The organism is Nitrincola tapanii, from assembly GCF_008368715.1.
Lineage (GTDB): Bacteria > Pseudomonadota > Gammaproteobacteria > Pseudomonadales > Balneatricaceae > Nitrincola > Nitrincola tapanii.
The window spans coordinates 234,883-249,885 of the sequence record NZ_SMRS01000005.1 but is presented as its reverse complement, the minus strand read 5'-3'; the positions used below and the strand labels follow the sequence as shown (position 1 = coordinate 249,885).

Here is a 15,003-nt window from a genome sequence, read left to right as displayed (position 1 = left end):
AAAGCCGGCATGGCTCAGACTCCAGACTCAGCTGCAAGACCAAATGCTCGCAGCAAACTGGATCTGTCAAAGGCTAACAGGATACCACTGCCACTGAAACGTGCTTCAATAAGATGCCAGCGCTGATCCTCAATCAGCTTATGCTGCAATTGAGGGCCGATGAACAACACCTTTTGAGTTTTACCAAAACGATCGCCCAGGCTGGCCAATTGGTGTTCAGCCGAGCGCATATTGGCATCATGAGGCAGGTCAGCCTTGATTTCGACCAGATAACTTCTACCGCGATGGTGCACAAACAGGTCTGTTTCACGGCCGGATTCAGACAGATTGCTCGCCTGGCTGTCCGCTATCACACCACGGGCAATGTGCGCTGCCGGCATACCCCCCTGCTGCAACCAATTGACTGCCAACTCTTCCAACCATTCACCACTGATCCAACGGCGCAGGTATTTCCCCTGCTTTCTGGCCCCATTGCCGGGAATGATTATCCGGTTTTGCTGCAGGCAAAAGTAATGCGTATTCAGTTGTGCAAACCGATTCAGCCATCCCACCAGGGTAGACTCCGGCACCTGCCCTTGGAGCAATTCATCAAGCGAAAACGCCAAACTACTGTCAGAGAAAGCGGCTGTACCACGTCCCTCTGACCAGATTCGGTCCAACGCATTAAACAGCTGCAACAGCCCAGCATCCTCTTCTTTCAATGCCCGCCAGATATCGTTGGCTAATGCGGAGGTCAGCTCTTCTTGTCCCCGCAGCCCTGTTCCAATTTTGACATCACCTGCATACAACTGAGCGACCTGCAGAGGTGTTGCCGTTACCGGCTCAATATCACCACTACCGCTCAGCAGTTGCTGACCATCTTGCTGCAGCACTTGGATACGGCTCTTACCCATCCCTTTATAGTGCAGATATCGGCAATTCAGGTTAGTAATCAGCGCCAAGCTCAGAGCTTTAGTACCGCCGGTAAAATTCAGAATCTGTTGATTGTTCGCGGAGATATGCTGCGCAAGATAGGGAATCAGGGTGGTTCTAACCCAATGCTGAACAGCGAGGATGTCTTCGCCATCGAAAGGCTCGCGCTCATCTGGACGATGTACCCTAATCCCGGGAATTGCTCTCTCTACGGTTGATGCAAGCCGCCGGGCACCTTGGCAGGCTTTTTCAAAGTTGCTGACAATCAACACCAGATCCGAAGGCTGAACAGCAAGGCAGGCTTCAAGCTCAGGTACGTTGAACTCGGAAGCAATGCAAATGTAGGTAATCGGATTCATGGCAGCAATGTCCTGTGGATCTTACTGGCTCATTAAGAACCTAGTTTCAGGTGCCAAGACATTGTGTGGGCTGCAACTCTGAGGAGCAAGTTTTACAGAAATCACCAGCAAGTCGATATATCCATGGGGTCTGGATTCACCAGGCATTCATGGCCGCTGCAAAGTCTTAACCCCCTCCGGTATCGGGGTAGCTCTCGGACATTACCTCATCATCCAGACTGCGTGTCACCAGACGTCTTAATCCCCTCCGGTATCGGGGTAGCTCTCGGACGTCTCGTCCATCAGGCATGATTAGCAACGGCGTGTCTTAATCCCCTCCGGTATCGGGGTAGCTCTCGGACGGCAGCCAACATGCGAGACGCGATAGAAAGGGGTCTTAATCCCCTCCGGTATCGGGGTAGCTCTCGGACTTGTTGTCATTAATGGCTAACGTTGTTTCAGCTAGTCTTAATCCCCTCCGGTATCGGGGTAGCTCTCGGACTTGGAAGGGAGAGGTTCAGGACACCAACCTGAGTCTTAATCCCCTCCGGTATCGGGGTAGCTCTCGGACAATGCATCAAACTGCAATATTGTTAGGTAGCGGTCTTAATCCCCTCCGGTATCGGGGTAGCTCTCGGACGCAAAAGTCACAAAAGCCAGGGTAAAAGTCAGGTCTTAATCCCCTCCGGTATCGGGGTAGCTCTCGGACGCGCCGGTGCAGCAGGCGCTCGGATCTGCTATGTCTTAATCCCCTCCGGTATCGGGGTAGCTCTCGGACATTCAGAGGCCTTCAAACAGCTGTCTAAGCTGCGTCTTAATCCCCTCCGGTATCGGGGTAGCTCTCGGACGCAAAACAGAGCGAAAATGCTGCGCCAAAAGGTCTTAATCCCCTCCGGTATCGGGGTAGCTCTCGGACGAATCAGCTACGATAATAATAAAAATATTGAAGGTCTTAATCCCCTCCGGTATCGGGGTAGCTCTCGGACGGCAAGTGTCTGATAGACGTCGAATAGGTAAATGTCTTAATCCCCTCCGGTATCGGGGTAGCTCTCGGACAATTTATGGCTATACAGTCGAAAATCGCGGCGCGTCTTAATCCCCTCCGGTATCGGGGTAGCTCTCGGACCGAGGCGGCTACTTCCACACCCTATCCCTAGAGTCTTAATCCCCTCCGGTATCGGGGTAGCTCTCGGACTTAGCTGGGGAGCACAGCGGCAATACGCCACCGTCTTAATCCCCTCCGGTATCGGGGTAGCTCTCGGACTCCAACCAAATATTTTTTCAACCAAATCAAGCAGATAAAACCTACTTTTTACTGATTGTTTTTTGACCAACAAGTTGTCTAATATTTGACCAGATGTAACCTTGAGCATTGTTTGCCTCCCAGTCCGAGAGCACCTGTAGATTACCCCGTATTCTGAAGAAGATTCAATAGCCGGGCTCTCTGAAACCATATTAAGACGCCGATGACGCCAGAAAAGTAAGGCTTGATTTACATACCCTGATGGAAACGGTAGATTCAAGGCCGAAGTGGACATCAGGATCGATGTTGTATGGATACACAAACTCAACCGCACTACTATTTTCCTCACCCTGCAATCACAAGTCTGAAAGTCGATGTGCGGCCATCAACCACGCTGAATCTGCCTGAACACCCGGGCAGTATGCTTCGCGGAGTATTGGGACACGCACTGCTATCACGTTTTTGCCTTTGTGAAAAAGCTCCTGCCCATCGTCCTGATTGCCTGTATGCTCATCTGTTTGAGGGCTACCGTCGCAATGGCCAGGATGGTATTCCGGCGGTATTGCTGACGCCGCTTGATCATTCCAGACGTGTAGCACACACCGAATGCTTCTCCTTTCTGCTCCATTTTATTGGCCTGTCTCCTGTTATTCAGAGTGGAGTGCAACAGGCTCTCGCAAAAGGACTGGAGCACGGACTGGGCACGCCCCTGGTCCCTTGTGTACTGAACTCATGGTCGGCTGAAAAGCTTGCATTGCCCTCAGGACTGACACACCTGGAATTGAAGCTGACAACGCCGTGGCTGATCAAACGCAAGGGAAAAGCGCTTACATCCAAAACATTCGGTATCCATGACGTGTTGATCGGACTGGCACACCGACAGCGCATCATCAGTGAGCATTTTGATCTTGAACTGCCTCTACCAGACAACAGGGCAATTTTGACCTTTGCCGACGGCTTGCATGTTAAAGCTCAGCTTGAGGATTCATCCTGGATTCGCCACTCCAACCGCCAGCATACTCGCCATCCGCTGACAGGGGTTATCGGAGACTTTCACATTGAGAGCGAAGAAGCGTTTCCAGACTGGTTTGGTGCGTTAATCGCTAATGGCCTCGCCCTGCATGGTGGTGGCAAAACATCGTTTGGCCTGGGAGCTCTTCAGGCCAGCTGTCGATAACCGAAGCAACTGTCCTTTCCTACCGCCATTTTGCCTGTTTCAGAGCTAACTCTCTTTCCGTTCATCCTTGCAGTAACCAAGAGCGAGCCTCTTTTGGCCTAACTCCTCTGGTCTCTTGTCTCACAAATTTGTTTACGCCCATCGGCAGATGGCCTGTGGGATAGTTACCCTCACCAGCAGCGACACGACCTGCACTGCAATACAGATAGCTGGCAAGCTTGCCAGCCGCCGCTTGGCACTGCAGGGATGAGACAGTATGTCGAACGCGTTATCAACCTTTGGCACGCACAAGCCCGCTATGTCAGTGGAGTTGTCCGTTGACAGAGTCATTAATCACCAACAGCAACATGAGGTGCGCATGAAACGAGTAACAAATGTCTTTACCCTAGGCACAACCGGCGATGATGCCAGCATTGCGCTGTGCGCCTGCACGCTGGGGGACACCATTGAGCCATTTCAAAAGGGATAATTGATATGTGCAACAAGCGAAGCTACACGCCCTACCAACGTTCGGCGATAAAAGGGATTGCAAAAATTGTAGGGGAGACTCCGTTTCGCTACGAAAAGTCTTCCAACAATCATTTGAAGGTCACGATCAAGGGGATAGACCAAGTGTTCTTTACGTCGTCTACGCCTTCAGATCACCGGAGTTTAGAGAATTTTCTGGCTGAAATCCGCTGCGCGTATAAACAAAAACACCGGGTTGAACCGAGCATACAAACAGAAATACCCCGTTCGGTCCGTAAGGCAAATGCCAAGAAAGCCAGTATAGAGGTCATGGGAAAAGTGACTGAGCAACTGATTAAAGTCTTTCGGAATTCACTGGAAAGTGTCAAGGAAGAGGAAATGAAAATGGTCGAATCCAGCCAAACTGAGTTCTTGGGTGAATACATACAAGCATTCCGGAAAAAGAAAATCCGGGCAGAGATTGATCGCGCCATTGAATCCTTTGGTACTGGAGTCTTCATACCTCCGGGACTGATCAAGCAGACACAAAAGCAGGTTGGTGAAAACCTGAACTTCATGCTGCCGTCTGTGCCAGAGTACGACCGTATACTGTCTTTAAAGTCCGGCGCTTCGGTTCAGGCCTTAGAAATGCCGGAAGACTCAACTCCGTCGGAGATTCCAGAGAATAACCAGGCCGAGGTTGCATCGAACGATTCGCAGAAGCAAAGAAAGCTGGCCCCGGATAAGGCCGCTAATGACAAGTTGAAGGCAGTCTGCGATCCAAGCAAGATACCGGATACTGTCGTTGATACGAAGCCGCGTATCTCTGAACCTGCCGCCAGTACACAGAGCTACAGCTTCGCTCACCAACTGGCCGATATGACAAAGCGGGATATTCGCCAGCTGATGGCAGACTGCCAACAGCTGCTTGATGAAAAACATCAAGCCGACATTCAGTTTCTCGTCAGCCAAATGCACGAACGAGAAGTTGATCTTGCAGAGCTGCAGACAGCGTTACTTCGTGATCCAGTGTGATACACACAAATTTATCAGGCCTATTTGGGACCGATAAGAGCGCACAATACTATCCTGACTGTTTGAGCATACACCGAGGAGATGACTTATGAACCCCAAGACTCTTACAATTGCACTGGGAATTCTGGCAGCCTGTCCCGACCTGATCAACCGCCTAGGCCTTTTGCCAAACGTTAAAACACCGACTATGGGTGGCGAATTCTGGTGGAATGACCTCGCAAGCTGTGATGGTTGGCGAGTACAGCGTAACAGCATTACGGGCCATTGCCGCATTCTGGATGCCAATGATGTGCGCCAGGCATGGGGCGGACAAGCACAGATTATGGCTTTTTTTCAGATGCTTTTAAAAGGCCAATAATGACCCTCTGTCGATAAGCCTGCTGAAAGCTTTATGAGAATATTTTCCTATCTTCAGGCTTTATTAACCCATGGCACTACGCAGACCAATTAAAATTCTTACTCCAGAAGGGATTCATATGCATACAGAGCGCACTCTTCTCTTAGCAATTACAGGCATGTCACCTGCAGTAGTCACTGAGACTCTATACGGTATTGACCGTAACGGCGGTGCCTGGCCAAAAGAGATTAAGATCATTACCACCTCCAAAGGCAAAGCTAAAATTGCCAAGGGCCTGATTGAAGATCAGCAGCTGGAAAAACTGTGTCAGGAACTGGGAAAACCTATGATCCCCTTCTCTGACGAGCAGATTATGGTGGTACCCAATGCAGAAGGTAAACCGGTAGAAGATGCCCGAAATCTGGCAGACCACGAGGCACTGGCCAACTTTATTATGACCACAGTGCGCAATGAGGCGCAAAACAACAATACTCGCATCCACGCCTCTATTGCCGGTGGCCGTAAAACGATGACTTTTTATCTAGGTTACGCCATGAGCCTATTTGGCCGACATTTCGATAAGCTGTCTCATGTACTGGTGGGTGAAAACAGTGAGATGTTTGAGCGCTGCCCGGACTTTTACTTCCCGACTCGTAACGATCATATCGTACGTGAATTTAACGGCGCAGAACACAACGCTAAAAATGCCACTGTTATTTTGGCGGATATTCCTTTTATCCGCCAGCGCGCTCTGGTTCCTGAGCTGATGAAAAACATGCAGGACAATATCGATTTCCGCCTCCTGACACACCTGATCAACCTTGGTGAACAGCCGGATCAGGTGGAACTGCACGCCTACCCTGCCGAGCAGTATCTGATGGTTAAAAGCCGTAATAGCTGTGAAGAAATGGCTCGGGTACACTTCCCGAATCTTCTGCACTGGTCGACCTATCTATTGTTGCTGGAAGATACCCTGCGTGATCCGGAAGAGCGGGAAGAATTCTGCACTTGGGACACCAAAGCCCGGGATGATATTTTTGCTATGGTTCTGTTGAAAAAGGTGTGCGAAATTCGCAGCATGGAACCCAAAGGTGACACTATTGAAGAGATTTCAACTAACCTAGCGGAAGACTTTGACCGCGAAGGTGAACATGCCGGCCTGAAGAGCAGCCTAGACAGCATTGCCAAAACCGGTTTTACCGGGGGTAATTTCAATACCTACCGTAATGCCATCAAAAAAACACTGTCCGATAAATTACCTACCAATCTGGCTAATCTTCTTGTGCCAAAACAGCAGGATCAGACGCTGAGCGATGAAGAGCTGGCAGAACGCAACGCCGAGAGCAATTCAAATCCTAAGCCTAAAGGTGAACGGTCTTCGCGGAGAAAAACCAAAACCGGTATAAAGGGCGGTCAGTACTACATAATCAAACTGCCGAACCAGAACAAACAGATTTTCATCAATAATTAAAATAGGTATCTGACCTGGCGGATAATAAAAAGCGCCATCTTGCTGTGAACAGCAAGATGGCGCTTTTTGTTTTTCCTGTTAAGCGAATCAACCCTCCTCGATGCGCTTTACCAGCTTATTAGCCGCTTTGGTGACTTTTTTGTAACCCAGGGCGTCACAGAATTTTACCAGCTCGCTCTGTGCAAAGGCGACGACATTCTCCCGAGAATCATCTGGCCAGTAGCTCCAGGCATCTGTGATACCGTTTATCCCTTTAGCGAGGTTATCTTTTTCGGTTTTACTAAGCTCAGAGCCAGATTCAACATAGGTTTTTACTACATCAAATAGTCTTTCCTCATCGCTCATTTCTGCCCGTTCTGCTTCACGCTGTTTTTTATCAGCTATGGCCTGCTGTTGTGCACGGCGCTGGGCTTCTGCTTCAGCGGCTAGTTCATTTAACTGCTCCAAAGGCACGTTATCAAAGGCTGTTGGGGTCAGGTCAGTATCCTTAAGCTCTACATCTGCGACCTGCTGAGAAAACCTGAGGCCGTCACCTTCCTGCTTGGCTTGTACAAAAGCCTTTGGTTGCTCATAGTAGCGCAATTCTTTTTCTGATGACTGCTCTGCATCAGCGTATTCCAGCAAAGTCACTGCCTGAGGACTGTGCCGCCAGCGGGCTTCACTATCCAGAGTGGCTTTCTGCCAGACCTGATCCATAAAGTGCTCAAAAGCATAACGAGCAGCGGTTTCAATATTGTCCTGCATCAGGGATACCTGATTACCATTAGGCCGGATTTTAATTGTATTAATTTCCAGCTTTACCCGCCCAAGACCATAAGGTTTCCCCATACCTAACGAGTGGGACAGTTCATCCCGCTGACCAAAGTCTAATGCCCAGAGCAGAGCGCCTAGTTCAATTAGGCGCAGATTATGAAAGCGCAAACGGCCTTCAAACTGTGTTTCTTTCGGTAGATATTGCAAACGTACTTGAACTTTTTTGTTACGAGCAACTAACTCCGATAACTGAGGAAACTCATAGTCTTTCTGTACCGGATAGCGTTTCCAACCGGCAAGCTCAGCTCGACTATCCATCAGGGTAGTATATTTCCCGTTTGCTGACTGCTTGATATAAGCCGGATAAAACGAGGGTTTGGGGTTACTCAACACAGTAGCAGGGCTGAAAACAGCTTCATGTTCACTGGTTTTATACAACCAGCCCGGCCATACCCGTCCTCTGGCAGAAACGCCTTCAGCATCCTCATCAATCCAGCCAAACAGCAGATCCGCCAGATCTGGCAGCCCTGCCTCAAGGTGAGCCGCCTGAGTATTAGCCACAGCATCATGCAGTGAGTTGGTATAGGGCAAGCGATACATGCGCGCCAACCCAAGGGAGACAACCTCTTCTCCTTTACGGTGAAAGAAAACCGGTATCCCCAGCTCGAGCTGATCCGCTTTCAGCTTATCTTTCCAGCTTTTCCATTCGCTGCTGTCTTCGTGAATACTGATAAAGCCTTTCATCACGTGAGGCGAAACAGTCAGAGTCTGTTCAGGATCTTCTGCATAAAAAACAAAATCACGTTTTTTCCCGCTTCTGCCTTTAAAGTCAGCTCCGGGCTGACCGGTTACGACCACCCGCCCCTTGTGTCTGCCTTTACCCAGCTGGCAGGCCTGCTGCTTACAGTCGTATTTGTAAGGCTCAATATCAAAGTTCAGTGCAGGCGTGTCACCTAACAACTGATAGCGCTCTGCCGCTGTTTTTCTGCTGTTCCAATCCTGTGCAGAAATACCAAAATGCTTAATCAGCTTTTCCTGCTCAATACGGACATAGCTGCAGGGGGTAATCTGCCACCGACCATCAACATAGTTGAGCCATCCGGTACTGACCGGGCTGCGATTCATCGCCTCTGAATAAAAGTTTCTACCCTTGGATATATCACGTACCCCCAGCTGCTGATCATCCACCTGATCAAAACGGCCAAAGCCTGCAATTTTGATCACTTCGCGCAGCATGCCCTTGATACTGGTTGGTGGGATCGCATGATGCCCGTCCGGCGTCTCACTGAAGTAGACGCTACCAGGGGTGTGATCATTTGCGAGACTCTGCTTACCGCCCACACATAGGGGTGTCTGAGCAGTTAATCGGATCTGCAGCTCGCCGGTTACACCATCGGAAAAAGGAATATCCTGGCTGACTTTCTTACCCCATTCCGGCATCAACACATAGCGGGACAGAGGCACAAAACGATAAGGTGCTGATAACTCGGTCATGCCTGACCTCCTTTAAATCCGGTGAAACAACTCAGCGCCAGCTTAGGGCTGCCCTCTGGCTGTAACTGCCACAGTTTCTGATAACACAGGCGGCCCAGCTGCGGGCGATCAGCCAGGTGCTCAACAGTCTCTGCCAAATAAGTGGCAGACTCAGGTGTTGCTTCTTGTAGCTGAACACTGCACACCTGCCACTGGTAATGTCCCAGATATCGCAACGTCTGGCTTTTTCCCTGCACAAACAGCTCAGCCTGCAGCGGAAACTGTGAAGGTAGTTTGCTCCTATTTTCCGGCAAAACAGTCAGTGATGATGGATACTGCAGCCAGCCTTCAGTATCCGAAGACAGATCAGCAAGCCAACTTTTCAGCTCATCCTGATTCAGCTTACGCTGGCTGACTTCTGCCGTTACCGGTAACAGAGCGCTAAATTGCAGACCTGCCCCCAAGGCGGTCAGGGCTTCTACAGCAGCCGCATAATCTTTTTCAGCTTGTGCAATATCGCTCATCCGATGGACTCCTTGCTGTCATAACCTTCAATCCAGTTTCCCTGGTCACTCCATTTAACGCCCTGCTGGGCAATAAAAGCCCCCAAACCGCGCGAGCCTCCGGCACCCAGTGGTAAAAAGCCTTCGCACAGATCCTCCAGTGTCCGTTTCAGTGCTTCACGGCTTTGAGCAGAGATGCGTTCAGGCCGGAGGATATTGAGCGACAGGCTTAATGGGGTTTGCCAAAAAAACTCTTCTTCAAATAAAGCGCCGCTGATAACACCACCAGTAAACTGGTCAATTTTGTTATGTGTCTGACGAGCCACGACCGGTTGGTCTAAGTAGATATCATCAATTACCAGAGCACCCGCAGCACCGGAGAGATCACTGTCTGAAGCAAAGCCAAACAGCTCTTTAACTCCCTCAAGCTGCAGATTATCCATTTCCACAGCGCTGGCTTCCGAGTTTACAAACTGGCCAGTCAGGCAGCGGTAGTGATAGGCAAAACGGTGTGCCAAAGCGCCTTTAACTGCCGAGGCTGGCACAACCGGCTGCTTAAGGACGATCACAGCTTTATCCCCCTGCCAGAGAATACGAGCTTCCGACTGGGGTACCAGATCCGGCACCTTGCCACGCTCATCGGGATCACTGAATGCCTGTTCGCCACCGCCAACGCGCCAGCCTGACTCCGCTTTGAGCTGAAGTTCTGCCTTTAAGGCATTATCAGCTGACTCGATCAGGATGAAATCTGCCAGTCCCTCGGATGAACCACGGCTTCGGCTTCGCTGCAGGTAACCTTCCCGCCCCTGCGCTGTTGTCAGATCCCAGCTTGCCTTTTGTAGCTGATTGACTTTGAATGCACCATGACCAGAGCGGGTACCATGCCCCAGACGGAATCCAGCTGAACTCAGCAAAGCTAACAATCGATCAAAATGCTCCCTCCCGGATTCGTCACTCCAGTAACCAATAAAAAAACTGTAACGTACACCCGCCGGGATGCAGGTCACATCAAACTTGCCGGTATGGGCTGCAGAACCCAGTTCATTCAGCCGCACCCGCTGACGCACCAGAGGTTTATCTTGCAGCAGTAGCGCCAGCACTGCATCATGCCCCGGTTCATTTAACAGGCCTTCACAGGGCTGATTATGCTGGTTATGCACAACACCAGCTGTCAACTGAACCAGGCTTGTCTGCCCCAGCTCACCTTTGGCGTAACCAAACAACTCCTGTTCCAGCTGCTCACCATACTTTTCACGGCACAGATGACGCAGAACGCCGGCCAAACCTGTTGCCGGGAGGTAGGGCAGACCATTGGCATCACGCACGAGAAGTACATCATGTGTGGTATCCCCATGACCGGCATGAACACCGTGGGGGGTCAGGGCTTCAATCTCAACCCGTGCCTGATGATAGATAGGTTTGCTTTCGATCATACCGGCTCTCCTTGAATCTCACTTGGCAAACGACCTTCCAGTGCCTGCTGCCATTGTTCCGAACCAGCCAGAACCGCAACACGGGCCAGTACTTCAGATCTTTGTTCCTGGGGAATGCTGTATTCATCACAGCTTTCATGAACAGCTCGTTTTAAGCAGCTACTGAACTTCCGATTTGGTGACACTTCAAATTTCCAGGCCGAGCGCTCATCCAACAGGCGGTTAAACGCCTCATCAAATTGTTGCGGTCGGTCTCTATTATCATTTGCCAGTGCTCGGATGTTGCCCCACTGACTTCTGCCCGGTGCATCCTGCAACAGCTCTCCAGGCAGTAAGCCTGCCCAGCTGCGGGCTGAGACAATCATGTCCAGCAGTCGGGTAAAGATCGCCTCTGCCACACGGGTAAAGCGCTCGCTGTCTGCAGAACCCTGCATACGGCGCTGCAGAGCACGAATCAACTCAGGAGCGTTGCCCGTGGGTAACTGAATCTTTTGTGCTTTGGGTAAGTGTTCAACCGGTGATGACGGGGCAAAAGCAGGCTCACTCTGTTTCAGCAGAGTTGGGTTAACCGCAACCGCTCCCAGGCCCTGTTCCTGATACAGCCCGATTTGCTGCAGACGCTGCAGTTCCTCGCTCTCCAAAGTCTTAGCAAGACGGTAGCGCAGCACACTGCCCCGGCTGATCACCTGACGCTCCGTATCATAACTACGTCGATAACCGTTAAATGTGCTGTAACGGCGTGAACGCAGATAACTTTTTTCCACCAGCCATTCAGTGCCTTCTGGCAGTCCCAAAGAATGTGCATCCGGTATCAGAGTTGGCTGTCCCTGCGGATCCAGCAAGGCCAGATCAGACAACAGCCACAAGGTCAATTCTTCGGAATGGCCTGCTGCTGATTCAGGCCTGCTCTGTTTAAGGTCTAAAATTTCAAGTTTTACTTTACCAAACTGGGCAGAGCGGGAGCGGCCAAGACGCAGTTCTCCCAACAGGCATTCACACACTTGCTGAAACAGCTCCGGATAATCCGACTCAGCCTGCAGGACAAGGTAATACTCCTGTCCGGCACACAATGACTGATAGCTGAACAGCTGGCCCTCAGCTGCACGGTTGGTTTCGGCATTCAGAGCGGTTTTCACATGCAGCTGGGATAAGGGTTCAATCAGATCACCTGCGGCGGAACAGTAACCTTTACGTACCTGCTTAGGCTGACGGTTGTTAGCAGCAGCTGTCTGTAGTGCCGGGTCAAATAACACACCGGACCGGAAACGACTGTTCACACCATGGGGCTCTTTATAACTTTCCCCTTTATAAGCATGAAGGGAAAGCGGAACCGGCCAGCAGGGCTTCATATCCCCGGTTAACGGCAGAGCATCACCAAAACGGATACTGCCCGAATGAAACAGAGCAAAAGCCTCGTCATCATTCAGGCTCGGATAAAGTTTGCCAGCCACAGCTCCCAGAAAGTTCGCACCGGGAATATAATCCAGGCCTTCATGACCACCTTCTGTCGCGGCCCGGGCGCTCAGAATCAGATCCTGCAGCAAGGTGACTTTAAATGTTTGTGTCAGTTTCATTACTGAAGCTCCCTTTCATGCAAAGACAAACAGGCTTCGCCCAATCCCCGGGAACGGCTGGCACCCAGCTGATCAACCAGGCTTAAAACCTGGTCCATTGTTTGCCAGATAGCAGAGGCAGCCAACAGATTATTCTGTTGCGCCCTGTGCGCAGGCTCAGTAGCAGAAAGTTCCAGGCTGACCTGAGCATATAAGCGCACAGGCACCACAACTTCTATACCGCGCAGACTCTGATTAACAACACTGCCCTGCTCGTCAAGGGCTGTTGAATACAGTTCCTGATATAGATGGGGTTTCAGCTCCGGCTGAGCCTGCAACCACTGCTGCTCGGCATCAGTCAGCACAGCATCATCAACAAACAGCATGCCCGGCAGAGTTTCAAAGCGGCCAGCTGGCAGATCACGGCTACCAAAAAGCAGAGTTTCCCAGTTTTCAGCGGGGCCTGCCGGTAACGGCAGTTCATTAACCCAACCCCAGGTTTCAGCCCTGTGCCAAGCATGTCGAAGCAGGCCTTTTATATGCTTACCCGGAAGAAACGGCAGCCCCTTACTGTCTTTGGCAGTAACGGCATCAAGATGAGTACCACTACTGCTGCCGGTACCGGAATGCCAATAGTGCCGAAAATCAATCTCGAGGACTTTTTGCTTATTCATGCCCATCTCCCTGCGAACGATCAATTAGTTTTATCAGCACCAGCAGATCCGCCAGAGGTGAAAGCGTGTGCTCTTTATTGGCCGGCAATCGGGCGGAAGTCTCGTTCAGAAGAGAAGTTAATGCCCGGTCAAAGTCTGCCAACGCTGCTCCAGCCGTTTCATGTGCCAGCTCACGCCAACGGACATATTCACGCTCGGCAGCAGCCAGATCCAGATGCAACAAAGTCGCCAGTTTGCGCAGACGCTTCCGGTTCAACCCTTCACGAGTAAACAAAGACTCAGCCAGGGCGTAGAGATCATTAAGAGATGGCAGCGCCTGACCTGCACCTGAGGTACCCATCCGGTAAGCTTTCAATCCCAGCGCCAATTTTTCCGTGCTATCAGTTCGGCTACGGACGACCTTTTCCTGTTCAAACAGAGCCTCGGCATCCTCAATTAACGTAGACTGCACCCAATGAAAGGACAGACTGGAAGCGATCATCTCTTGCTCTGAGGTACGGGCGTTGCGGGATGCTTTTTTCGCCTGGTCACACAAGCTTTCAGCCAGCTGGTAACTTTGTGCAAAAGGCTGACTGGGTTTAATAAAACTCATACCTGCACACACCGTCAGGCATTGCGGCAGAGCGTCAGCCTGCCCAGAACTGTGTTCGGCAATCTGGCTGCGCAGCTGAGTTAAAAATGTACTGCTTGCCTGTTCAAAAGCCTGGGTAAAAGCTTCAGTAAACGGTAAAGCCAGATCCGCCCGAACCAGAAGTGTAAGGTCATCGCCACCAAGCACTACAGGACGAGCCGGGACAATATTGTTCACTGTTTTGGATTCAAGCACAGACTCACAGGCCTGTTGACAAGCTTGAACAGTTGCCTGCTCCAAACCATCGGAAAAGCTCCGATACAGGCGGATGTAAGCACTGTCACTCAGACCGGATGCTGCTGCATTCACGACTCTGAGCACTTCCCCAAGACCATTTCCATCTGCATGCACAATAGCGATATGGCTTTCACCAGCCATAGGAAAGCGGCGACTTTCCGGTCCGGTGTCCTCGAAATTGTCCGGCCATTTAAGCTGGGCGTTTTCACTGAAGCGTCCGGTCAGACTTAAACTGTCTGCAGCATCAGGACGTTTAAACGCGCGCTTTTTACTGCTGGCCAGATCCAATGATTCACCGGCTTTTTGCTGCACCGCAACACTGCCTGTTCTTGGATTACGCTTTGCCAGAGGGCTGGCGGCAGGCAATTGCGGAATCATATAATTACGCGCTGAGCGCAGCTGATTCAGTCCCTCTGCAACAGCATCTTTGGCAGTACTGCCCACAGACAGAACAGCAACCTGCTCAATGCCCGGCAGCAACTGCTCCACAATTAACGGCCAGATATGGCTCAGCCGCACAGCTTTATCGCGGTCTTCAATCAGCAGATAAAACGAACCACCGGCACACCGTGGACTGTGCTGCGAAGAGTCATACCCTTCCAGACCACATACTTTCAGTGCTTCCCGTAATGGTTGTTTACAGAGAAAATCAATCAGCTCACTGCCGGCAACCAGATCTTTCAGCTTTCCACTTGAGAACAGAAAAGACTGAATCCCTCTGACCTCAAACATATAAGCATATATACTCATATGAAATCCTTTTACTTATTGAATTACATTTCTCGA

The 15,003-nt window shown here is 50.8% G+C and carries 11 protein-coding genes and 1 CRISPR repeat array; of the genes, 4 read left to right on the top strand and 7 right to left on the bottom strand.

Annotation, left to right across the window (positions count from 1 at the left end; translation table 11 throughout):
- Positions 1-14 precede the first annotated feature (14 nt).
- Positions 15-1,271, bottom strand: a complete 1,257-nt coding sequence (locus E1H14_RS08270; protein WP_149390978.1) for a PDDEXK family nuclease — start codon at positions 1,269-1,271, stop codon at positions 15-17.
- Positions 1,272-1,434: 163 nt separating this feature from the next.
- Positions 1,435-2,514: direct repeats of the CRISPR family, unit length 37 nt; unit sequence GTCTTAATCCCCTCCGGTATCGGGGTAGCTCTCGGAC.
- Between the two features lie 289 nt (positions 2,515-2,803).
- Between E1H14_RS08270 and E1H14_RS08265 the strand changes: the two genes are divergently transcribed.
- The 4 genes from E1H14_RS08265 (at position 2,804) to csm6 (ending at position 6,960) form a co-directional block, all read left to right on the top strand.
- Positions 2,804-3,670, top strand: coding sequence for a hypothetical protein (locus E1H14_RS08265; RefSeq protein ID WP_149390977.1), 867 nt, complete (start codon positions 2,804-2,806; stop codon positions 3,668-3,670).
- 474 nt (positions 3,671-4,144) lie between these two features.
- Positions 4,145-5,152, top strand: coding sequence for a hypothetical protein (locus E1H14_RS08260; protein WP_149390976.1), 1,008 nt, complete (start codon positions 4,145-4,147; stop codon positions 5,150-5,152).
- A gap of 88 nt (positions 5,153-5,240) precedes the next feature.
- Positions 5,241-5,510: a hypothetical protein gene (locus E1H14_RS08255; protein WP_149390975.1), complete on the top strand. Its 270-nt coding sequence runs from the start codon at positions 5,241-5,243 to the stop codon at positions 5,508-5,510.
- Between the two features lie 70 nt (positions 5,511-5,580).
- Positions 5,581-6,960 carry a CRISPR-associated ring nuclease Csm6 gene (gene csm6 / locus E1H14_RS08250; protein ID WP_149390974.1) on the top strand — a complete coding sequence of 460 codons (1,380 nt, stop codon included), beginning with the start codon at positions 5,581-5,583 and terminating at the stop codon, positions 6,958-6,960.
- A gap of 87 nt (positions 6,961-7,047) precedes the next feature.
- Here csm6 and E1H14_RS08245 read toward each other — a convergent pair whose 3' ends face one another.
- Genes E1H14_RS08245 through E1H14_RS08220 form a run of 6 tightly spaced genes read right to left on the bottom strand, consistent with a single transcriptional unit; the run spans position 7,048 to position 14,967 of the window.
- Positions 7,048-9,207, bottom strand: a complete 2,160-nt coding sequence (locus E1H14_RS08245) for a TIGR03986 family type III CRISPR-associated RAMP protein (protein WP_149390973.1) — start codon at positions 9,205-9,207, stop codon at positions 7,048-7,050.
- The gene (locus E1H14_RS08240) at positions 9,204-9,710 is read right to left on the bottom strand and encodes a hypothetical protein (RefSeq protein WP_149390972.1); all 507 of its coding nucleotides are present in this window, start codon (positions 9,708-9,710) and stop codon (positions 9,204-9,206) included. Before E1H14_RS08240 ends, E1H14_RS08245 begins: the two co-directional genes overlap by 4 nt.
- Positions 9,707-11,122, bottom strand: a complete 1,416-nt coding sequence (locus E1H14_RS08235) for an RAMP superfamily CRISPR-associated protein (RefSeq protein ID WP_149390971.1) — start codon at positions 11,120-11,122, stop codon at positions 9,707-9,709. The genes E1H14_RS08240 and E1H14_RS08235 overlap by 4 nt, the downstream gene beginning before the upstream one ends.
- The gene (locus E1H14_RS08230; RefSeq protein ID WP_149390970.1) at positions 11,119-12,696 is read right to left on the bottom strand and encodes a type III-B CRISPR module-associated Cmr3 family protein; all 1,578 of its coding nucleotides are present in this window, start codon (positions 12,694-12,696) and stop codon (positions 11,119-11,121) included. Before E1H14_RS08230 ends, E1H14_RS08235 begins: the two co-directional genes overlap by 4 nt.
- Positions 12,696-13,349: an RAMP superfamily CRISPR-associated protein gene (locus E1H14_RS08225; RefSeq protein WP_149390969.1), complete on the bottom strand. Its 654-nt coding sequence runs from the start codon at positions 13,347-13,349 to the stop codon at positions 12,696-12,698. Before E1H14_RS08225 ends, E1H14_RS08230 begins: the two co-directional genes overlap by 1 nt.
- Positions 13,342-14,967 (bottom strand): Cas10/Cmr2 second palm domain-containing protein, encoded by a 1,626-nt coding sequence (locus E1H14_RS08220; RefSeq protein WP_149390968.1) that lies wholly within the window; start codon positions 14,965-14,967, stop codon positions 13,342-13,344. The genes E1H14_RS08225 and E1H14_RS08220 overlap by 8 nt, the downstream gene beginning before the upstream one ends.
- Between the last annotated feature and the right edge of the window lie 36 nt (positions 14,968-15,003).